At 63.2% G+C, this 19509-nt stretch carries 15 protein-coding genes, 1 other RNA gene and 1 pseudogene; 12 read left to right on the forward strand and 5 right to left on the reverse strand.

The window, feature by feature from the left end; genetic code table 11:
• Positions 1-2: 2 nt before the first annotated feature.
• Positions 3-728 (reverse strand): 3-deoxy-D-manno-octulosonic acid kinase, encoded by a 726-nt coding sequence (locus L1075_RS14150; protein WP_178998849.1) that lies wholly within the window; start codon positions 726-728, stop codon positions 3-5.
• Between L1075_RS14150 and L1075_RS14155 the strand changes: the two genes are divergently transcribed.
• From L1075_RS14155 to waaA, 3 genes are read left to right on the forward strand one after another with little or no spacing between them, the layout of a single operon-like run.
• The gene (locus tag L1075_RS14155; RefSeq protein ID WP_040240177.1) at positions 727-1839 is read left to right on the forward strand and encodes a glycosyltransferase family 9 protein; all 1113 of its coding nucleotides are present in this window, start codon (positions 727-729) and stop codon (positions 1837-1839) included. The genes L1075_RS14150 and L1075_RS14155 overlap by 2 nt on opposite strands.
• Positions 1829-3259 (forward strand): bifunctional D-glycero-beta-D-manno-heptose-7-phosphate kinase/D-glycero-beta-D-manno-heptose 1-phosphate adenylyltransferase HldE, encoded by a 1431-nt coding sequence (hldE, locus tag L1075_RS14160; protein WP_040240176.1) that lies wholly within the window; start codon positions 1829-1831, stop codon positions 3257-3259. Before L1075_RS14155 ends, hldE begins: the two co-directional genes overlap by 11 nt.
• Before the next feature lie 6 nt (positions 3260-3265).
• Positions 3266-4567, forward strand: a complete 1302-nt coding sequence (waaA, locus tag L1075_RS14165; RefSeq protein WP_246942443.1) for a lipid IV(A) 3-deoxy-D-manno-octulosonic acid transferase — start codon at positions 3266-3268, stop codon at positions 4565-4567.
• On the opposite strand, the gene rpiA is transcribed toward waaA, so the two are convergent.
• A complete protein-coding gene (gene rpiA, locus L1075_RS14170) occupies positions 4555-5226 on the reverse strand; it encodes a ribose-5-phosphate isomerase RpiA (protein ID WP_178998845.1) in 672 nt (223 codons plus the stop codon). The genes waaA and rpiA overlap by 13 nt on opposite strands.
• 211 nt (positions 5227-5437) lie before the next feature.
• Here rpiA and ilvA point away from each other — a divergent pair, with 211 nt between their 5' ends.
• Positions 5438-7030 (forward strand): threonine ammonia-lyase, biosynthetic, encoded by a 1593-nt coding sequence (ilvA, locus tag L1075_RS14175; RefSeq protein WP_261505792.1) that lies wholly within the window; start codon positions 5438-5440, stop codon positions 7028-7030.
• A 572-nt stretch (positions 7031-7602) separates the two neighbouring features.
• Here ilvA and L1075_RS14180 read toward each other — a convergent pair.
• From L1075_RS14180 to L1075_RS14190, 3 genes are all read right to left on the reverse strand, one after another.
• Positions 7603-8220 (reverse strand): 5-formyltetrahydrofolate cyclo-ligase, encoded by a 618-nt coding sequence (locus L1075_RS14180; protein WP_040240169.1) that lies wholly within the window; start codon positions 8218-8220, stop codon positions 7603-7605.
• Positions 8221-8228: 8 nt separating this feature from the next.
• Positions 8229-8411, reverse strand: a non-coding RNA gene (gene ssrS / locus L1075_RS14185) — 6S RNA.
• A 154-nt stretch (positions 8412-8565) separates the two neighbouring features.
• Positions 8566-8883 (reverse strand): cell division protein ZapA, encoded by a 318-nt coding sequence (locus L1075_RS14190; RefSeq protein ID WP_040240168.1) that lies wholly within the window; start codon positions 8881-8883, stop codon positions 8566-8568.
• Positions 8884-9094: 211 nt separating this feature from the next.
• Here L1075_RS14190 and L1075_RS14195 point away from each other — a divergent pair, with 211 nt between their 5' ends.
• The 8 genes and pseudogenes from L1075_RS14195 to L1075_RS14230 all read left to right on the forward strand — a co-directional run bounded on the left by L1075_RS14195 (position 9095) and on the right by L1075_RS14230 (position 19200).
• A complete protein-coding gene (locus L1075_RS14195) occupies positions 9095-9700 on the forward strand; it encodes a UPF0149 family protein (protein ID WP_040240167.1) in 606 nt (201 codons plus the stop codon).
• 69 nt (positions 9701-9769) lie between these two features.
• On the forward strand, positions 9770-11107 hold the full coding sequence (pepP, locus tag L1075_RS14200; RefSeq protein ID WP_246942447.1) for a Xaa-Pro aminopeptidase: 1338 nt from the start codon (positions 9770-9772) through the stop codon (positions 11105-11107).
• Between the two features lie 191 nt (positions 11108-11298).
• Positions 11299-12501 carry a 2-octaprenyl-6-methoxyphenyl hydroxylase gene (gene ubiH, locus L1075_RS14205; RefSeq protein WP_246942448.1) on the forward strand — a complete coding sequence of 401 codons (1203 nt, stop codon included), beginning with the start codon at positions 11299-11301 and terminating at the stop codon, positions 12499-12501.
• Complete coding sequence (locus L1075_RS14210) at positions 12498-13754, forward strand: UbiH/UbiF/VisC/COQ6 family ubiquinone biosynthesis hydroxylase (protein WP_246942450.1); 1257 nt, start codon at positions 12498-12500, stop codon at positions 13752-13754. Before ubiH ends, L1075_RS14210 begins: the two co-directional genes overlap by 4 nt.
• A gap of 204 nt (positions 13755-13958) precedes the next feature.
• Entirely contained in the window at positions 13959-15488 is a 1530-nt protein-coding gene (locus L1075_RS14215; RefSeq protein ID WP_246942453.1) for an alpha/beta hydrolase domain-containing protein, read from the forward strand.
• Between the two features lie 273 nt (positions 15489-15761).
• Positions 15762-16249, forward strand: a pseudogene (locus L1075_RS14220) (GFA family protein).
• 32 nt (positions 16250-16281) lie between these two features.
• Positions 16282-16818, forward strand: coding sequence for a macro domain-containing protein (locus tag L1075_RS14225; RefSeq protein ID WP_075368528.1), 537 nt, complete (start codon positions 16282-16284; stop codon positions 16816-16818).
• Positions 16819-16992: 174 nt separating this feature from the next.
• Positions 16993-19200, forward strand: a complete 2208-nt coding sequence (locus tag L1075_RS14230) for an OsmC domain/YcaO domain-containing protein (protein ID WP_246942455.1) — start codon at positions 16993-16995, stop codon at positions 19198-19200.
• Positions 19201-19509: the final 309 nt, after the last annotated feature.

Here is a 19509-nt window from a genome sequence, read left to right on the forward strand (position 1 = left end):
CCTTATTGTGAGTCACCGGGAGCGTGTCGATAACCATCGACAATAGCGGCAAAAGCGTGTTCCGCATTGGCGGGCGAAAAACGAACGAGCGAGCGCTTGAGGCGCGCCAGGTTGCTCTCTTGCCAACGCCCCGGGGCGCGCAACCGGCAGCGGTCGAAGTCGATCAGCCAGACGCAGTCATCGGCGTCGACGAGCAGGTTGCGGGCGTTGAGGTCGACATGGTCGAGCCCGGCGTCGTGAAAACGGCGCACGGTATGGCCGACCCGCTTCAGAAGGGTGGGCGTCGCCGTCGGCAGTCGTTCGGCCAAAGCCGTGACATCGGGAATCAGCCGCGTGATCAGCGTGGCGGTGTAGCTGGGGCCGTGTCGCCACACGCCAGCGGCCACCGGCGCGGGCACGGGTAGGCCACGCTGCTTGAGTTCGGCGGTCAGGCGCATCTCGCGAAAGGCGCGGGTGCGCTCGAGCCCGGTCCACACATAGCGCGCGTCGCTGAGCCGGGCGATCAGGCCACCGCGTCGGTAGGGCCGCAGCGCCCAGCGCTCCTCGCCGTAGGCGAGGAAAAGACTCGCCCCACGCCCCGGTGCTTCGCCGAGTACGGCGTCGCGCTCGCGCCAGAAGTCCGGGCTTAGCCAGCGCGGGTCGATTTGTGGCTCTTGGCCGGCGTCACATAGAATGTCGGCATCATATAGAATGAATGCCTGTCCTGTTTGGAATGTTGCCAACCGCATGAAGCATCCTCTGCCCGTCCGTCCCGCGCATATTTGTGTACTACGACTGTCCGCGCTGGGCGATGTCTGCAACCTCGTCCCAACCATTCGCGTGCTGCAGCGCCTATGGCCCGATGCTCGCATCACCTGGATCATCGGCAAGGGGGAGCACAGTCTACTGGCCGGTCTATCAGGGGTCGAGTTCATCGTCTATGACAAGGCCTCGGGTTGGGCCGGCATGCGCGAGATCTGGCGTCAGTTGGGCGACACGCGCTTCGATGTGCTGCTCCACATGCAACAGGCGCTGCGCGCCAGTGTGCTTTCTCTGGGCCTCAAAGCGGACCTGCGTATCGGGTACGACAAGGCGCGGGCCAAGGATTGGCAGCACTGGTTCACTCACCGTCAGCTGGCGCCGCATGCTCACGCGCATGTGCTTGAATCGTTTCTCGACTTCGCACGCCTGCTGGGCGGCGAAGAACGCGTCGATGCCGAGCCACTGCGCTGGGACCTCGCGATCCCCGACAGCGCCTACCAGGAAGCCGCTCGTGTCACCGGCGAGGCGCCTTACGTGGTGATCAGCCCCTGCGCCAATCCGCGCCTGCGCAATTTCCGCAACTGGTCTGCCGAGGGCTATGCGGCAGTGATCGCGCATGCCTGGGAAGAGCACGGCCTGCGCACGGTGATGACCGGGGGCAACAGCGCCCAGGAGCAGGAAATGGGCGCGCGCATTCGCGCCCTGTGCGCGGAAGGGGCGGTCATCGATGCCATCGGCGGCACTTCGCTCAAGGGGCTGCTGGCGATGCTCGACCGCGCGCGCATGGTGATCGCCCCCGACTCCGGGCCGGTGCACATGGCCAACGCCCTGCGCACGCCTACGCTGGGGCTTTTCGCCACCACCAATCCCGATCGCGCGGCGCCCTATTGCTGGCGGCGTTTCGTGGTCGACCGTTATCCCGATGCCGTGCGTCGTTATCTGCACAAGTCACCGGAGGCCATCCCGTGGGGCACGCGCGTGCGGCACCCCGACGCCATGAGTCTGATCCGTGCCGACGACGTCATCGCCCAATTCGATGCCTTGCTGGATGCCACGCCGTCCGCTTCGCCCCGCTCGGAGCCCGACCATGAAACTTGATCTGACCGTTCTCGAACAGGCCCGCCTGCTGGTGGTGGGCGACGTCATGCTCGACCGTTATTGGCATGGCGGCACCTCACGTATCTCACCGGAAGCGCCGGTGCCGGTGGTCAAGGTCGGTGAATCGGAAGACCGCCCCGGCGGCGCCGCCAACGTGGCGCTCAATATCGCCGCGTTGGGCGCGCACGCCGCGCTGGCGGGCGTGGTCGGTGAGGATGACAATGCCGCCTTGCTCAAGGCGAGTCTTGAAGCTTCTGATGTAAGTACTCACTTTCATCATAGCCCCGAGATTCCAACGATCACCAAGCTACGTGTGATGAGCCGCAACCAGCAGTTGCTGCGTCTCGACTTCGAGGAATCGCTGTGGGAGATCGACACCCAGGGCCTGACCGAGCGCGTTGAGGCGGCGCTGCCCGACGCCGACGTCGTGATTCTCTCCGACTACGGCAAGGGCAGCCTCAACCGCGTCGAAGCGTTGATCGCCATCGCGCGTCAGGCAGGTAAGCGCGTGCTGGTCGACCCCAAGGGGCATGCTTTCGATAAGTACCGCGGGGCGAGCATCATCACCCCCAACCTGGGCGAGTTCGAAGCGGTGGTGGGGCCATGCCCCGACGATGCCACGCTCGCCGAGAAGGGCGAGCAGCTACGCGCCGACTTGCAGCTCGAGGCGCTGCTGGTCACGCGCAGCGAGAAGGGCATGACGTTGATCCGCGAGGGCCACGCGCCGCTGCATCTGCCGACGCATGCGCGCGAGGTCTTCGATGTCACCGGCGCCGGGGATACCGTCATCGGCGTACTCGGATTGGCGTTGGCGGCGGGGCACGGCTATCCCGAAGCGATCATGCTTGCCAACCTGGCGGCGGGGCTGGTGGTGGCCAAGCCGGGTACCGCGACGCTGTCCATCGCCGAGCTTTACACGGCGCTGCATGGCGACAAGCTAGCCGAATTCGGCCCCATCGAAGAAAGCGCATTGGTCGACGCTGTGCGTGCGGCCAAGCTGCGTGGCGAGCGCGTGGTGATGACCAACGGCTGCTTCGACATCCTGCATGCCGGCCACGTGGCGTATCTCGAGCAGGCCAAACGCCTGGGCGACCGGCTGATCGTGGCCGTCAACGATGACGCCTCCGTGGCGCGCCTCAAGGGCCCCAAGCGGCCGATCAACGCCCTCGAGCGCCGCATGCAGGTGCTGGCGGGCTTGAGCGCGGTAGATTGGGTGGTGCCTTTCGCCGAGGAAACCCCGGCACGCCTGATCGCCGAGGTACTGCCCGATGTGCTGGTCAAGGGCGGCGACTATCGCCCCGAAGACATCGCCGGCGGCGAGGCGGTCATCGCCGATGGCGGCGAGGTTCGGGTGCTCAACTTCGAGGATGGCGTCTCCACCACCGCCATGATCGGCACCATTCTCGACCGGGAAGGCTAAGGCGCGATGCTCACGCCCCGTCTCGCGCGCGGCCTTTACAGCGCGCTGTTGTATCTGCTCTCACCGCTGATCTGGTGGCGGGTATGGCGTGAGCATGCGCTCACTAACAAGCGTGCGGAACGGTTGGGGCTAATCGCCGACGCGACGGACGGCACGCCGACGATCTGGCTGCATGCCGCTTCGGTCGGCGAGGTGCTGGCGGCACGGCCCTTGATCGAGGCTCTGGCGCGGCGTCATGCCGACCACCGTCTGGTGGTCACCACCATGACCGCGACCGGTGCCGAGCGCGTACGGGCGCTGTTTCCCGTCGAGCGCTATGCGCTGACGCATTACTTCCTGCCGCTGGACTTCCCGGGCGCGGCGCGGCGTTTCGTGAAGCGCTTGCGACCGCGTCTGGCGATCATCGTCGAGACCGAGCTGTGGCCCAACCTGCTGGCAGCGTGCGAACGGCAGCACGTGCCCGTGGTGGTCGCCAACGCTCGGCTCTCGGATAAGGCTTTCAAGGGCTATCGCAAGGTGGCGCCATTGCTGCGTGGCGCACTGGGCGCGGTGAGTTGGCTGGCGGCCAAGTCATCGGCGGATCTCGAACGCTTCACGGCACTGGGATTGGCCGGTGAGCGTGGCGACGTCGTCGGCTCGATCAAGTTCGATCTACCCATCAATGCCGAATTGCGCGATGAGGGTGAGCGATTACATACCCAGTGGGGGGCGCGGTTCGTATGGGTGGCAGGCTCGACCCATGAGGGCGAAGACGAGCAAGTACTGGCCGCGCATGCCCGCCTGCGACGCACGCATCCCCAAGCCTTGCTGGTGTTGGTGCCGCGCCATCCGCAGCGCTTCTCGGCGGTGGCCGAACTCTGCGAGGCACGCGGCGAGTGCCTCGCACGGCGTTCGCAAGGTGAAACGCCCAGCGCCGAGACGAGCGTCCTGCTGGGCGACACCATGGGCGAGCTGATGCGCTTTTACGCCGCGGCGGACGCCGCCTTCGTGGGTGGCAGCCTGGTGCCCATCGGGGGGCACAACCTGCTCGAGCCCGCCGCGCTCGGCGTGCCGGTACTCACCGGGCCGCATCTGGAAAACTTTCAGGACATCGCCGAGACCCTGCGCGAGGCCCAGGCACTGTGCGAGATCGACGCTGCCGAGGCCTTGGGCGACGCCCTGGCGACCCTCGCCGACGACCCCGAGCAGCGCCGCCGGCTAGGCGCCGCCGGCGAAGCGGTGTTGGCCGCCAATCGCGGCGCCTTGGAAAAGACGCTGGAAGGTATCGCGGCGCGTCTGCCGGCGGATGTACACGCTCAGGGCGTATAGCGCTCGACACCCTCATTCGTTCCCAACAGCAGCACATCGGCGCCGCGCTGGGCGAAGAGCCCGTTGGTGACTACGCCGACGATATTGTTGAGGCGCTGCTCCATGGCCTTGGGGTCCTCGAACAGGCATTCGTATCCGTCGAGGATCTGGTTGCCGTTGTCGGTGACCACACCGTCGCGGTAGACCGGTGTGATGCCCAGCTTGACCATCTCCCGCGCCACATAGGAGCGCGCCATGGGAATCACCTCGATGGGCAGCGGGAAGCCGCCGAGTACGTCGACGTGCTTGGAGGCGTCGGCGATGCACACGAAACGCTCGGCGCAGGCCGCGACGATCTTCTCGCGCGTCAGCGCCGCGCCGCCGCCCTTGATCATATTGAAGTGCGCATCGATCTCGTCGGCGCCGTCGACATAAACCGGCACCGTGCCCACGTGGTTGAGTTCGAAGACATCGATGCCGTGGCCTCGCAGACGTTCGGCCGTGGCGTCCGAGCTTGCCACTGCGCCTTGGAAGTCGTGCTTGTGCTCGGCCAGCAGGTCGACGAAGAAATTGGCGGTGGAGCCGGTGCCCACGCCGATGATGGTGTCGCGGCCGAGCAAGGGCTTGATATCCTCGATGGCGGCGGCAGCCACCGCGCGCTTGAGTTCGTCTTGGGTCATGGTGCGTCCGTATGGGCGTTCGTATCGCGTCGTAAGACGTCTGTGTAAACGTTCATATCAGCGTTCGTAGAAACGCTCTTGTAAATTCGTATAAACGCTCTTGTAAAAGAGTATCGGCGAAATCCGTGCCCATTATAGAGCTTATCCGCGCCGCATAAGAGACATGACGGCACGCGCGGGACTGGACGCTATACCGCGCCCTCTGCTAACAATGGAAGTTTGCTACCGGTTGGCCGCCCCATGGCGCCGGTTTCACAATGAGACGCGCGATTTCGCAGGACACACCAGAATGCTAGAAGAGACCGTCAAGAAAATCCTCCAGGCACGCGTATACGAAGCGGCCCGGGAAACACCGATATCCCCTGCTCCCCTCCTTTCCCGCCGTCTCAACAACACGATTTTGATCAAGCGTGAGGACCTGCAGCCGGTCTACTCCTTCAAGATTCGCGGCGCCTACAACAAGATGGCCCAGCTCAGCGAAGAGCAAAAGGCCAAGGGCGTGATCGCTGCCTCCGCCGGCAACCATGCCCAGGGCCTGGCCATGGCCGCCAAGCAGATGGGCGTCAAGGCGATCATCGTCATGCCGCGCATCACACCGGAGATCAAGGTTCAGGCGGTACGCGCCCGAGGGGCCAAGGTCGTGCTCAAGGGCGATGCCTTCGGCGAGGCATTGGCGCATGCACGCGAACTGATCGACGCGCATGGCTATACCTACATTCCACCGTTCGACGACAACGATGTGATCGCCGGCCAGGGAACGGTGGGCATGGAAATCCTGCGTCAGCATAGCGGGCAGTTGGATGCGATCTTCGTCCCCGTCGGCGGTGGCGGCCTGCTCGCCGGCGTGGTGGCCTATATCAAGTACCTGCGCCCCGAAATCAAGGTTTACGGGGTCGAGGCGGAAGACTCGGCCTGCCTCAAGGCGGCCATGGAAGCCAACGAGCGCGTTACCCTCGACCAGGTCGGCGTGTTCGCCGAGGGCGTCGCCGTGGCGCAGATTGGCGAGGCACCGTTCGAGATCCTGCGCCACTGGATCGACGGTGTGGTCACGGTCACTACCGACGAGATATGCGCGGCAGTCAAGGATATCTTCGAGGACACGCGCGCTGTTGCCGAGACCTCCGGCGCGTTGTCACTGGCCGGGCTCAAGAAGTATATCCAGCAAGAGCGCGTCGATGGCCAGACGCTGCTGTGCATCAACTCGGGCGCCAATACCAATTTCGACCGCTTGCAGCACATCGCCGAGCGCACTGAGCTGGGCGAACAGCGCGAGGCGATCCTCGCGGTGACGATCCCCGAGCGCCCCGGCAGCTTCAAGAAGTTCTGCAAGACCATCGGCAAGCGCATGGTCACCGAGTTCAACTATCGCTACGCCGATCCCGAGCAGGCGCATATCTTCGTCGGGGTGCAGGTCAAGCCGGGCGGCGATGATCGCCAGGCGGTGATCGACAAGCTGCGCGAGGCCGATTACCCGGTGGAGGATCTCACCGATAACGAGCTGGCCAAACTGCACATTCGCCATCTCGGCGGCGGACGTCCCAAGGAACACTTCAGCGAGGAAGTCTATCGCTTCGAGTTTCCCGAGCGCCCCGGTGCGTTGATGAACTTCCTGACCCATTTGCCCGCCGATTGGAACATCTCGCTGTTTCACTATCGCAATCACGGTGCGGCGTATGGCCGGGTCCTGGTGGGCATGCAGATTCCCAACGGCGACCGTGCACATGTCGAGGAACACTTCGAGCGGATCGGTTATCGCTACTGGAAAGAATCCGACAATCCCGCTTATCGCCTGTTCATGGCGTGAACCGTCCGGCGCCATGCCATGGCGCCTTCATAGGCTCTGGTTATGAGAATCTGTATTCCCATAGGTTCTCATGACAGTAATATCACGAGTGTCAAATAAAAACATCGTTCGTTAACCAAACGTTTCATTCTTGTGCCCGAGGCCCGTTGTCAACCCCGATAGCTGGGCCTATAGTCGTAAGCGTTATTTGGGGTGCTATAAAAAACAGTCCTTTACGGAGCAGGAAATGAAACGCAAGCCTGATCTAGTCATGGCTTTAGTAATGTTGTTTGGCTTGGGTGTCGTGGCGACGGGTTACGCACAGACATTGATGGGCACTTGATGTACGCCCCGGTATCTGGACGTATCCGTCGGTCGTCTTGAAGAGGGTGTGTACAAAACAGGCGAGCGAAGTCAAGACAAGGCAAAATCGGGTGAAAACACGGAGTTTACGTGGGGTAAATGAGTATTTTGAGGCCGATTTTAACGCCGGATTGTCGAGCGCAGTCCTTTTGTAAACCCCTCTGAACGTCCGAGTGCTTGCATAGCCCGCCGAGCGGCCGACGATGGTTCTCCATCGTCGGCCGCTTGCGTTACGGGCGTACGGTGCGGGCGTCGCTGACGATGGCGTCGAGGGGCACGTCCCAGTCCGCGATGGGCAGTTGCTCGACGTACTGACAGTCGTGGGCAAGGCCGATCAGGCACGGGTGCGGGCGGCGCAGGCGACGAAAGGCGAAGGTGCGGTCGTAGAAGCCGCCGCCCATACCCAGTCGATTGCCTTGGGTATCGAACCCGACCAGCGGCATGAGTACCAGATCCAGCGCCCAGGCGGGCAGGCGCCGTGCGCGATGCGCGCCATGGCGCGTGCTCGGCTCCGAGATGGAAAAGCGATTGGTACGCATGGGCGTCTTCGCGTGGTAATGCACGAACCATAGGCGATTGTCGGACAGCGGGCGCAACACCGGGAGATATAGCCGGACGCCGCGGCGTCGGAACCATGCGATCAGCGGTGTCGGGTCGATCTCGCCGTCGTTGGGCAGATAGAGCGCAACGCGGCGCGCGCGTTTGACCTCTGGCAACTGGCGCAGGCGGCGGCATAGTGCATAGGCGGCCTGACGGCGCTGGGACGCGGAAAGTCGGCGTCGACGCCGGCGCAATTCGCGGCGTAGGCGGCGTCGATCGGATAGTTCGAGAGGGGGATCGTGCGTCATGTTCGGTGAGGTTCCCCAAAGTGCCGCTGTCGTTCTGGCCCTGAACCTAAAGGTTCAAGGTGGGTGGCCGCAGACGAGTCATCAGGCTTTCCGTCGCACGGACATGCACACAGACCCGTCTAGCAATTGGCCCCCTGGTAATGCGCATAGGCTCGAGGGACTATAACGACTGGCGAACACTTCAGGGAACGCCTCTATCCTAGCAGAGACCGGGGCGCGGCCAAAGCGTCAGGCCCTTTCCGTCTAGAGCCTTTTCTCGTGTAGCCCCGGTTCTTGTATAGAACCTTTTCCTGTATGGCTTCTAGTCGTAGCGAACCTAAGCGTTTGTCGAACCAGGCCTGAACGTTAGCTCGAGGATTTGTCGTCGGCGGCGGGCGCATCGGTCAAGGCGCGTTCCAGGCGTTCGCTAAGGCGTGACAAGCTGGACTCGCTCTCGCGCTGGGTATCGAGCGCTTCGAGGAGTTCATGCGTGATGTTCAGCGCCGCCATGATGGCGATCTTCTCGGCGCCTTGCACCTTGCCCTGGGAATGGATGCCGTTCATGGCGCGGTCCAGATAGCGCGCCGCGCGCTTTAGCTCGTCTTCCTGGTCGGGCGGGCAAGCGATCACGTAGGGGCGTCCCAGCAACGTGATCTCGGTCGTCTGCCGCGAGGCGTCGTTCATGGATCGCTCCAGAGCGGGCCAAGGTCGGGCCCGATGCGGTAAGATGGAACCAAGTTTCCGCGTCATGCGCGGTGGAGGGAACGGCCTCGACGACCATGGCATCCTGCCCGTCGCGAGCCTACGTTCGCCGCCATGTAAGCCATTGATCACTATAAAGAGCCGCCCGGTCGCGGTCAACGCGGCCCGGTGGCCTGCAGCACAGGACCGCATCATGTCCCTAATCGACGAACAACTCGATTTTTCACGTGTCGCCGACACCTTTCTCGCCCACGGCAGCATGCAGTCTCCGGCGTTTCTCGACGGCCGCTTGTGTGCACGCCTGGCGTTGGCCGACATCAGCGCCGATACCTGGCTCGAGGAAGTCTGCGCGACCCTGGGCGTCGACCAACCCAATAGCCGCGAAGATGGCGAAGTCCTGCTCGCCTGGCGGCGGCAGGCGTTGGACGCCCTGGCCGCGCCGGAGCTCAACTTCGAGCCGCTGCTGCCCGATGACCTGTTCTCCCTCGCCGAACGCGCGCACGGCCTCCAGGAGTGGACTCAGGGCTTCCTGGAAGCCATCGTCGAGGCCGGCGGTCAGAGTGACGACTGGTCGTCGGCCTTGCGCGAAGTGCTCGAAGACCTTGGTTCGCTCGTCAACCTGGAAATCGAGCTCGAGGACAACGCCGAGAACGAAAACGACCTCTTCGCCTTGACCGAGCATGCCCGCATGGCCGCCATGCTGCTCTACACCGAGCAGCACCCCGGCCAGCCCCAGGTCGAGCACGTCGAGAATCCCGAGGGTGACGACGCCACCACGCCGCCGTCACAGACACACTGATGAACCTTTTTGGTCGGGCGTGTGCCCGGCCATTCCCCTCTCCATCCTCCCGCCATCCGAGGAGTGCCCATGCCTCGCACTGCCCTGCCGCGTCCGGCGGCGATTACTTCCGCTGAATATCGTGCCCGCCGCCAGGCGTTGATGGCGGCCTTGCCCGCGCATAGTGCCGTATTGATCCCGGCGGCCTCGCTAGTGACGCGCAACCGCGACAGCGAATACGCCTTTCGCCAGGACAGCGACTTTCATTACTTGAGCGGTTTTCCCGAGCCGGATGCTCTGCTGGTGCTGTTGCCCGGTCGCGATGCCGGAGAAGCCGTACTGTTCTGCCAAGATAAGGATCCTTCCCAGGAAGTCTGGACTGGGATACGCATTGGTGCCGAGGCCGCCGTGACGGATTACGGCGTCGATGAAGCCTACGAGAACGACATCCGAGATGCCCTGCTACCCGAGCTGCTCGAGGGCCGTGAAACGCTGTACCTGCCCCTCGATAATGGCGAGATGCTGGCCCTGGTTGAATCTCTGCGCGCCGAACTATCGCCCCAGGCCCGGCGGGGAGTGCGCACGCCGCGTGCCTTCGCCGATGTAGCGCCCGTGATACACGAACGACGCTTGCTCAAGAGCGAGGCGGAGCTCGACCTCATGCGCCACGCCGCGCGTATCTCGGCGCAGGCACATCGCCGGGCGATGCAAAACGTGTGTCCGGGCCTTTTTGAGTACCAGCTACAGGCAGAGCTCGAACACGAGTTCGTCTGGCACGGCGCTCGCGCACCGGCATATGCAACGATTGTTGGGGGCGGCAAAAACGCCTGTGTGCTGCACTATATTGAGAACAGTGCCGCGCTTCGCGACGGCGACCTGGTGTTGATCGACGCTGGTGGCGAGTTCGAACTTTATGCCGGCGACATTACGCGGACCTTTCCGATCAACGGCCGTTTCACGCCAGCGCAGCGTGAGCTCTACGAGGTCGTCCTCGAGGCGCAATGCCGCGCGGTGGCTGCTGTCGAACCAGGTACGACTTTGAGCGCGATTCACGATGGCGTCGTGCACGACCTGACCGCTGGCCTCATTCGCCTGGGACTGCTCGAAGGCCTGCTCGAGACACGTATCGACGATCACGGATACCGGCGTTTCTTCCTGCACGCCACCTCGCACTGGCTGGGGCTCGACGTGCATGACGTCGGTACCTATCGGCTGGACGGCGAGCCGCGTGTGCTGGCATCGGGCATGGTACTGACCGTCGAGCCCGGTCTCTATATTCCCGACGCCGAGGACATTCCCGAGGCCTACCGCGGCATCGGTATTCGCATCGAGGACGATGTCGCGGTGACCGCTACGGGGCATGAAGTGTTGACGGCGGACGTGCCCAAGAAAGTGGCGGAAATCGAAGCACTCATGCATGATCGGTGATCACTTTTTGAGCGCATGGGATTTGTTTACGTAATTACGTTATGAATACGTAAAGTCGGCTTGCCGTGGTAGGAAAGCCCCTATGGGTAAGCTCCCGCACGACTGCCGTCCATGCACTTAACGTGGTACAAAACAGCGTGTCTTGCCATCGCTGATGACAGGACCTTCGAAGCCGACAGGGAGAGTTTGCGATGCCCCGCAACCGGGTCGATATCGCCATCGTGGGAGGCGGCTTGGTCGGCGCCAGCTTGGCATGTGCGCTGGCGCCGCTGATCGAGCGTCACGGGCTGCGCGTGGCGGTGATCGAGGCCGCGCCGTTGAACGCGACGCAGCCTACGACGTATCAGCCCAGTTTCGATGCCCGCGCCAGTGCCATTGCGCAAGGCTCGCGCCGGCATTTCGAGCGGCTCGGGGTGTGGGCGTCGATGGCCGAGCGCGCTACACCGATTCGCCAGATCCACGTCAGCGAACGCGGGCGTTTCGGGGCGACGCGGCTGACGGCCGACGAGTTTCATCTCGACGCCCTGGGTTACGTGATTCCCAACGCCTGGATGGGGCGCGTTCTGCATGCCGGCCTCGAATCGTTACCGCTGACCTGGCACTGCCCGGCGCGCGTCGACGACATCACGCCCATCGCCGACGGCCACCGTCTGACCCTCAGCGACGGCGCCTGCCTCGAGGCCGGCTTGACGGTACTTGCCGATGGCGGCCGCTCGGGACTCAAGGAACGCCTGGGCATTGATAGCCAAGCGCAGTCCTATGAACAGCATGCCTTGATCGCCAACGTCGAAATCGGTCGTGACCACGCCGGCGTGGCCTATGAGCGTTTCTCGAGCCAGGGCCCGATGGCGCTGCTACCTTTGGCCGGGCGCCGCATGGCACTGGTCTGGACCCACGCCAAGGTGCCACGCGAGGAAACGCTAGGCTGGAGCGACGATGAGTGCCTGAGACGCCTGCAAGAGGCCTTCGGCGACCGCCTGGGGCGCTTTCGGCGCATCGGGCATCGTGACGCCTATCCGCTGTCGCTGGTCACCGCCAACGAACCGGTGCGCCCGCATCTGGCGATCATGGGCAACGCCGCCCACTCGCTGCACCCGGTCGCCGGGCAGGGTTTCAATCTTGCCTTGCGGGGTGTCATGGATTTGGTCACGGCGTTGGAAGTCGGACTGGCGCGCGGCCAGGCCATCGGTGGCGCGAGCCTGCTGGGCGACTTCGAGGCCCGCCGCGCCGCCGACCGGCGTAACGTCATCCGCTTCAGCGATGGCTTGATTCGCCTGTTCGGCATCGAGCATGCCGCGTTTTCCCACCTGCGTGCCGCAGGGCTGGTGGGGCTCAATATCGTGAGTCCGCTGCGACGCACCCTGGCGCGCCGCGCCATGGGGCTGGAGCGATGAAGGCCGACGAGGAAATCAGCATAGATGAGACGACACACGACGAGGTGATCGTCGTCGGCGGCGGCATGGTCGGTGCCGCGCTGGCGGCGCTACTCGGCGAGGCCGGCATCTCGGTGACGGTACTCGACGCCCGCCCTGCGCCGCTGGCCAGCGACGATGTCGGTCGCGGCCTGCCCGCTCCTCGGGTCAGCGCCCTGACGCCGGTATCTCAGCGCTTGCTGACGCATCTGGGGGCCTGGCCGTGGATGGCCGAGCGTCGCGTGTCGCCCTATCAGAGTATGCGCGTCTGGGACGGTGAAGGCAGCGGTGAAATCGCCTTCGAGGCGGCGGATATCGGCCTGAGCGAGCTGGGCCATATCGTCGAGAATGACGTCGTCCTGGCGGGGCTCGAAGCACGCCTCGCCGCCCTGCCGAGCGTGACCCAGCGGTACGGCGCGCGGGTCTCGGGGATCGAGCGTGAGGGCGAAGCGCAGACCTTGACCCTCGACGACGGCGACCGCTGGACGGCGCCGCTGGTGGTTGCCGCCGACGGTGCCCGCTCACCGCTGCGCCGCCTGGCAGGTATCGACGTCAGCGAGCGCGAGACTGGTCATGTGGCGCTGGTCACCACGCTGCGCTGCGAGCATGGCCATGGCGGTGTGGCGCGTCAGGTTTTCCTGCCCGACGGGCCACTGGCCTTCCTGCCGCTACGCGTCGAGGAAGATGACCGCCACTGCTCGATCGTCTGGTCGACACGCCCCGAGCATGCCGAGCGGCTGCTGGCGCTGGACCCGACGGCATTCGCCGAGGCCCTGAACGCCGCCATGGAAGGCCGGCTAGGCGAGATCGACGTGCTCGACGAGGTGCACCACTTCCCGCTGACCCAGCGCCATGCTCGCGAATACACCGCACCGGGCCTGGCTCTGATCGGCGACGCCGCACACAGCATTCACCCGCTGGCCGGCCAGGGCGTCAACCTCGGCTTTCTGGATGCGGCGGTGCTGGCGGAAGAAATCATCCACGCACGGCAGCGTGGCGTAGCGCTCGGCGACGCCCGCACGCTGGCGCGTTACGCCCGTCGTCGGCGTGGCGACAACGCCGCCATGTTGGCGCTAATGGACGGCTTCCGCCTGCTGTTCGGCACCCAACACCCCGCATTACGATTGATACGTAACGTCGGGCTCTCCAGTACAGACAAGCTCATGCCCCTCAAGCGCATCATGATTCGCCAAGCTGCCGGCGAACGCGGCGAGCTGCCCGCCGTGTGCCGCTAGGCACGATCTGATCGGCCTGCAAAGGTGAGCAGTCAGTTGACCGAGACGGCGGCGGCGCTGGCCGATGGCGGCAGTTCCAACAAGGGCGAATGGTACGTGTGACCTCCTCGGGATCGATCCCGGCGCCTTCGCATTGAGCGCCATGAAATGGAGGGGATGTCATGTACACTGAGTTGATCCAAGAAAAAAGGTGCAGAGTTACACATGAAATTCGACCGCAGAATCGTCTTGCCAAGTTTGATGGCCCTCCTTAGCAGTGGGGCAGTCTTTGCCCAGCCGTTGGAGCAGTTTCCGCGAGAGGTAGAACCACTACCCATCACTGAGGAATCGTACCCCTTCAATGGCGCTGCTCATCAGGTCGAGCCCATCGACCTGCCATCATTCAATTACACCGAAGAAGAGTTTCTGGTATCGGGGCAGGCTCAGGTTTATGACTGGGAGCCCAATGGTGACTATGAAGCCGTCCCGGTCGGTAAGAGCACTTACACCACTCGCATGGTCGTCCGCCGGCCCGAGAACATGGAGAACTTCAGCGGCCGCGTGGTGATGGAGGTCATCAACATGTCGGCTGATTACGATTGGACCGCCATGTGGGCGGCCCTTTGGGAGCGTGTGACGGCTAATGGTGATGTCTATGTGGGGATCACTGGCAAGCCGAACGTCATTCCCGGTCTAGTGGCCTTCGATGCCGATCGCTATGGCCGAATGGCCATGCCGAGTGCGAATCTCGAAAGTGATCGAAACTGTGAATTGCCGCAGGATGAGCTCGCCTACAAGGGGCTTTCCTCGGAGACGGAAAGTGGCGTGGCATGGGACATGTTTACTCAAATTGGCGGTCTGCTCAAAAGCGGCGATCCGAAGAACCCGCTGGGTGCTCCCGCCGAACGGGTATTCTTTACCGGCGAGTCTCAGAGCGGCAACTATGCGATCACTTACTACAAGTTCTTCCAGCCTGATGCCACGATAGAACAAAATGGCGGGAGCGTGCCGATATATGACGGCTTCCTGACCGAAGCGGCCACTACGCCGACAGGAGTGCCGATTCGGCAGTGCGCGACGCAGCTGCCAGCCGACGATCCGCAAAACCTGATTCCGGGTCGCAGTACACCCTTGGCCATGATCAACTCGCAATGGGACTTCTTTCCGGTGCGGGGTGGTCAACGGAAGCCTGACGCCAATACGGCCGACGACCGGAGCGTGACTTGGGAGCTTGCCGGTGCCAATCATGGCTGGCGCTTCCAGTATCTGTACGGCGACGCTGATCATGACGACCTCCGCAAGGCTGGGCTTCTCTCGCCTGATGCAGAGTGGAGCGCATGGAGTTGTAGTCCAGCCAATCCGGAAGTGCCGCTCTATATGGCCGAGAAAGCGCTCTACGAACACTTGGTCGATTGGGTGGAAGATGGAAAGGCTCCACCCTCGGCTGATCCCATCGAGTTGACCTCAGAGGGGCAGGTCGCCTTCGATCAGAACAACACCGCGCAAGGTGGTCTACGCCTGCCCATGGTGGAAGTGCCAGTGGCCTCTTTTGGTGAGGGCCGTGCTACGCTGTCGGAAGGATGCCCAGAAATCGAGCCGTTCGGCACCGAGAAGCTGAAACGACTCTACGGGACGCGTGAGGCCTATCTCGAGGCCTATCGCCAGGCAGCGTGGAAACTAGTTCAGGAAGGCTTCTTGCTCAGTGAGGATGTCGATGCGCTGATGGCGACTGCCAAGGAAGTGCCTTTCGAGTAGCGCGGGCGTTTCGCCTTTCGATCACGGCCGCCAGGGTGGCCGTGATCGTCGAGGGCATCGTGCCCCGGAACTGGCGAAGTTCTGGAAACGTGCTCGAAGACGTTTATAGATAGATACTATCTCCTCACCGTTCACGACTAACGTAGGCGCCGGATATCGAAGGCGGGCTCCTCCGCTCGGTCATTACAGCACCTGCGAAGCCAGATCCGCCATGTGCACCCAGGCTTTGTGCTTCTAGACTGATATGTGACATTCGCTTTGGGAGTTCTCTGCATGCGACTCGACGGTTCCTGCCATTGCGGCGCGGTGCGTTTCAGTGTCGATTCCCTGACCCCTATCCCTATCAGCGCTGTTATTGCTCCATCTGCCGCAAGACCGCTGGAGGTGGTGGCTACGCTATCAACTTGAGTGGTCGCGCCGAGACGCCCGACGTGCAGGGGCGTGAGCATATCAACGTCTACCGCGCTGTCATCGATGGCGAAACCAGCACCGGCGAACGCCGCTTCTGCCGACACTGCGCCAGCTCGCTGTGGGTCTTCGATCCTCAATGACCGAGTCTGGTGCACCCGTTTGCTTCCGCCATCGACACGCCCCTGCCCATTCCGCCCGAGCGCGTCCACTTGATGCTCGACAGCAAAGCTAACTGGGTCGAGGTCGACGCCCGGGAAAACGATCAATGCTTTGCCGTGTATCCGCAAGAAAGCCTTGCCGAATGGCACCAGCGGTTGGGGTTGGAAGAGGATAGCGAGCCCCTCACCTAAACAACGGATTAGCTATCCATGGAGGTGAGTTCATGACGACACGACATCTTCAGGGCGTCACGCTCGAGTGCGTGCAAGGTGACATTGCGCGCCAGCCGGATATGGACGCCATCGTGAATGCGGCCAATGCGGAGCTGCGGATTGGCGGCGGCGTGGCGGGTGCGATTCATCGGGGCGCTGGGCCGGAGCTGGAGCGGGAATGCCAGCCGCTGGCACCCATTCAGCCGGGGCAAGCGGTGATCACCGGCGCTCATAATTTGCCCAACCGCTCGGTGGTGCATTGCCTGGGTCCGGTGTACGGCGTGGACGAGCCCGCCGAGCCGCTGCTGGCGTCTTGTTATCGCAATGCGCTCGAACTGGCCGAGCAAAACGAGCTTGGCTCCATCGCCTTCCCGGCAATCTCGACCGGTGCCTTCGGGTATCCGCTGGAAGCCGCGACGCAGGTAGCGTTCAAGACGGTACTTGAAATGCTGCCCCAGTTATCCTCGGTCAAGCATATTCGCTTCGTGTTGTTCCAGAAGGCGGACGCCCGAGTCCATGAAGAGGTTCTCGAGCGCTTGCTCGATTGAAAAGAATTATTAATTGAGACCCTGCCATTGTCGGGCGCCGGACGGTCCCGCTTTCGGTGCCCCTGCCTTTCTCCCGCTCTCCGACGACACCCCCAAGACACACCCGCTTGAAACCCGGATAATGGCCGGCAATTCGCCCCCTGGGCGCACCCGACACCAACCCGGTTCGTGTACATGGAAATCAAGGTCAACTTTCTCGAAAACCTGCGGCTGGCGGCCAAGTTCGACGACTTCACCGTCGAGACCGACCAGCCCATTCGCTACAAGGGCGACGGCTCGGCGCCGAGTCCGTTCGACTACTTCCTGGCCTCCTCGGCGTTGTGTGCGGCCTATTTCGTACGCTTGTACTGCAACGCGCGGGACATCCCCACCGAGAACATCCGGCTGTCGCAGAACAACATCGTCGACCCGGAGAACCGCTACAACCAGATATTCAAGATCCAGGTAGAGCTGCCGGAGGACCTTTCCGAAAAGGACCGCACTGGCATCCTGCGCGCGGCGGAGCGCTGCAGCGTCAAGCGCGTGATCCAGAACGCGCCCGAGTTCCAGATCGAGACGGTCGAGAACATCGACGAAGACGCCCAGGCGCTGTTGATGGGGACGAATGCCAAGGACGACGACGCAGGCGACGAGACCTGGATCGAGGGCAAGGACCTGCCGCTGGAGCGCACCATCGCCAATATGACCCAGATCCTCGAGGACCTGGGCATGAAGATCGAGATCGCCTCATGGCGCAACATCGTGCCCAACGTCTGGTCGCTGCATCTGCGCGACGCGGCCTCGCCGATGTGCTTCACCAACGGCAAGGGCGCCACCAAGGAAGCGGCGCTGTGCTCGGCGCTGGGTGAGTTCATCGAGCGCCTCTCCTGCAACTTCTTCTATAACGACCAGTTCTTCGGCGAGGAGATCGCCGATAGTGCCTTCGTTCACTATCCCAGCGAGCGCTGGTTCCCGCTGGAAGACGACGACGCCCTGCCCGCCGGGCTGCTCGACGCACATTGTCGGGCGATCTTCGATCCGGACGGCGAGCTGCGCGGCTCGCACCTGATCGACACCAACTCCGGGCGCACGGATCGTGGCATCGTCGCGTTGCCGTTCAAGCGCCGCTCCGATGGCGAGACGGTGTACTTCCCCTCCAACCTGATCGAGAACCTCTACCTCAGCAACGGCATGAGCGCCGGCAACACGCTCGCCGAGGCCGAGGTGCAGTGCCTTTCCGAGATCTTCGAGCGCGCGGTGAAGAAGGAAATCATCGAGCAAGAGATCGTCCTGCCGGACGTGCCGGAAGAGGTGCTGGCCAAGTACCCCGGCATTCAGGAAGGCATCGCTGCACTCGAGGCCCAGGGCTTCCCGGTGCTGGTCAAGGACGCCTCGCTCGGCGGCCGCTACCCGGTGATGTGCGTGACCCTGATGAACCCGCGCACCGGTGGGGTGTTCGCCTCCTTCGGCGCGCATCCGAGCTTCCAGGTCGCGCTGGAGCGCAGCCTCACCGAGCTGCTCCAGGGGCGCAGCTTCGAGGGCCTGAACGACCTGCCGCAGCCGACCTTCAGCTCGCTGGCCGTTTCCGAGCCCAACAACTTCGTCGAGCACTTCATCGACTCCTCCGGGGTGATCTCCTGGCGCTTCTTCAGCGACCGCGCGGATCTCGACTTCCACGAATGGGACTTCGCCGGCACCACCGCGGAAGAAGCCGAGCGCCTCTACGGGCTGCTCGCCGATCAGGGCCTGGAAGCCTACGTGATGGAACACGAGGACCTGGGCGCGCCGGTGTGCCGCATCCTGGTGCCGGGGTATTCCGAGGTATACCCGGTCGAGGACCTGGTGTGGGACAACACCAACATGGCGCTGGACTACCGCGCGGACATTCTCAATCTGCACACACTAGAGGATGAGCGCCTTGCCGACCTGCTCGAACGTCTGGAAGAAAGCCAGCTCGACGATCACATCAAGGTCGGCACGCTGATCGGCATCGAGTTCGACGACAACACCGTGTGGAGCGAGCTGACCATCCTCGAGCTCAAGCTGCTGATTGAGATCGCTCTGGGCGAGTACGAAGCCGCGCTGGAGCACGTCCAGATGTTCCTGCAGTTCAACGACAACACCGTGCAGCGCGGCCTGTTCCATCAAGCCATGCAAGCGGTGCTGGAGATCGCCCTGGACGACGACCTCGACTTCAACGACTACCACCGCAATCTCACGCGGATGTTCGGCGAAGAGACCATGCGCCAGGTGATCGGCGCGGTGAACGACGAGACACGCTTCCCCGGGCTGACGCCCACCAGCATGGGGCTGGAAGGCATCGACCGCCACCAGCGCCTGATCGAAAGCTACCGCAAGCTGCACGCCGCGCGCGCCGCCGGGGCCGGCATCGCCACCTCGTAAACCGCCCCTCCCCACCCTCTCCGTCACCGCCACGCACGGCGCGCCCCGGCGGAGAGGGTCTTTCCCCTCCATGCGTTAATACCAGCCCCCACCTCTACGACCGGACCGCCGTTTTGCATCTATTAACACTCTTGCATACTCTTATCCACCAAGGCCACTTAGACGGTCATGTAAAAGAACGACAACGACATCACGCTGGGACTACCGCATGGGATGGCAAGGACATCACGGCTTGCAGGGTAGGGGCGGTAGCGTGCCCGGGCCCGTAATCTACCATTAAAATTTGGAAGTGGTATGTCACACAAAATA

Origin of the sequence: Chromohalobacter beijerinckii (assembly GCF_023061185.1) — a bacterium.
Classification (GTDB): domain Bacteria; phylum Pseudomonadota; class Gammaproteobacteria; order Pseudomonadales; family Halomonadaceae; genus Chromohalobacter; species Chromohalobacter beijerinckii.

What these genes read in the sequence shown, in the direction of transcription:
- L1075_RS14155 (WP_040240177.1), top strand. Translation starts at nt 727, where the DNA reads ATGAAGCATCCTCTGCCCGTCCGTCCCGCGCATATTTGTGTACTACGA.
- L1075_RS14150 (WP_178998849.1), bottom strand. Translation starts at nt 728, where the DNA reads ATGCGGTTGGCAACATTCCAAACAGGACAGGCATTCATTCTATATGAT.
- hldE (WP_040240176.1), top strand. Translation starts at nt 1,829, where the DNA reads ATGAAACTTGATCTGACCGTTCTCGAACAGGCCCGCCTGCTGGTGGTG.
- waaA (WP_246942443.1), top strand. Translation starts at nt 3,266, where the DNA reads ATGCTCACGCCCCGTCTCGCGCGCGGCCTTTACAGCGCGCTGTTGTAT.
- rpiA (WP_178998845.1), bottom strand. Translation starts at nt 5,226, where the DNA reads ATGACCCAAGACGAACTCAAGCGCGCGGTGGCTGCCGCCGCCATCGAG.
- ilvA (WP_261505792.1), top strand. Translation starts at nt 5,438, where the DNA reads ATGGAAGTTTGCTACCGGTTGGCCGCCCCATGGCGCCGGTTTCACAAT.
- L1075_RS14180 (WP_040240169.1), bottom strand. Translation starts at nt 8,220, where the DNA reads ATGACGCACGATCCCCCTCTCGAACTATCCGATCGACGCCGCCTACGC.
- L1075_RS14190 (WP_040240168.1), bottom strand. Translation starts at nt 8,883, where the DNA reads ATGAACGACGCCTCGCGGCAGACGACCGAGATCACGTTGCTGGGACGC.
- L1075_RS14195 (WP_040240167.1), top strand. Translation starts at nt 9,095, where the DNA reads ATGTCCCTAATCGACGAACAACTCGATTTTTCACGTGTCGCCGACACC.
- pepP (WP_246942447.1), top strand. Translation starts at nt 9,770, where the DNA reads ATGCCTCGCACTGCCCTGCCGCGTCCGGCGGCGATTACTTCCGCTGAA.
- ubiH (WP_246942448.1), top strand. Translation starts at nt 11,299, where the DNA reads ATGCCCCGCAACCGGGTCGATATCGCCATCGTGGGAGGCGGCTTGGTC.
- L1075_RS14210 (WP_246942450.1), top strand. Translation starts at nt 12,498, where the DNA reads ATGAAGGCCGACGAGGAAATCAGCATAGATGAGACGACACACGACGAG.
- L1075_RS14215 (WP_246942453.1), top strand. Translation starts at nt 13,959, where the DNA reads ATGAAATTCGACCGCAGAATCGTCTTGCCAAGTTTGATGGCCCTCCTT.
- L1075_RS14225 (WP_075368528.1), top strand. Translation starts at nt 16,282, where the DNA reads ATGACGACACGACATCTTCAGGGCGTCACGCTCGAGTGCGTGCAAGGT.
- L1075_RS14230 (WP_246942455.1), top strand. Translation starts at nt 16,993, where the DNA reads ATGGAAATCAAGGTCAACTTTCTCGAAAACCTGCGGCTGGCGGCCAAG.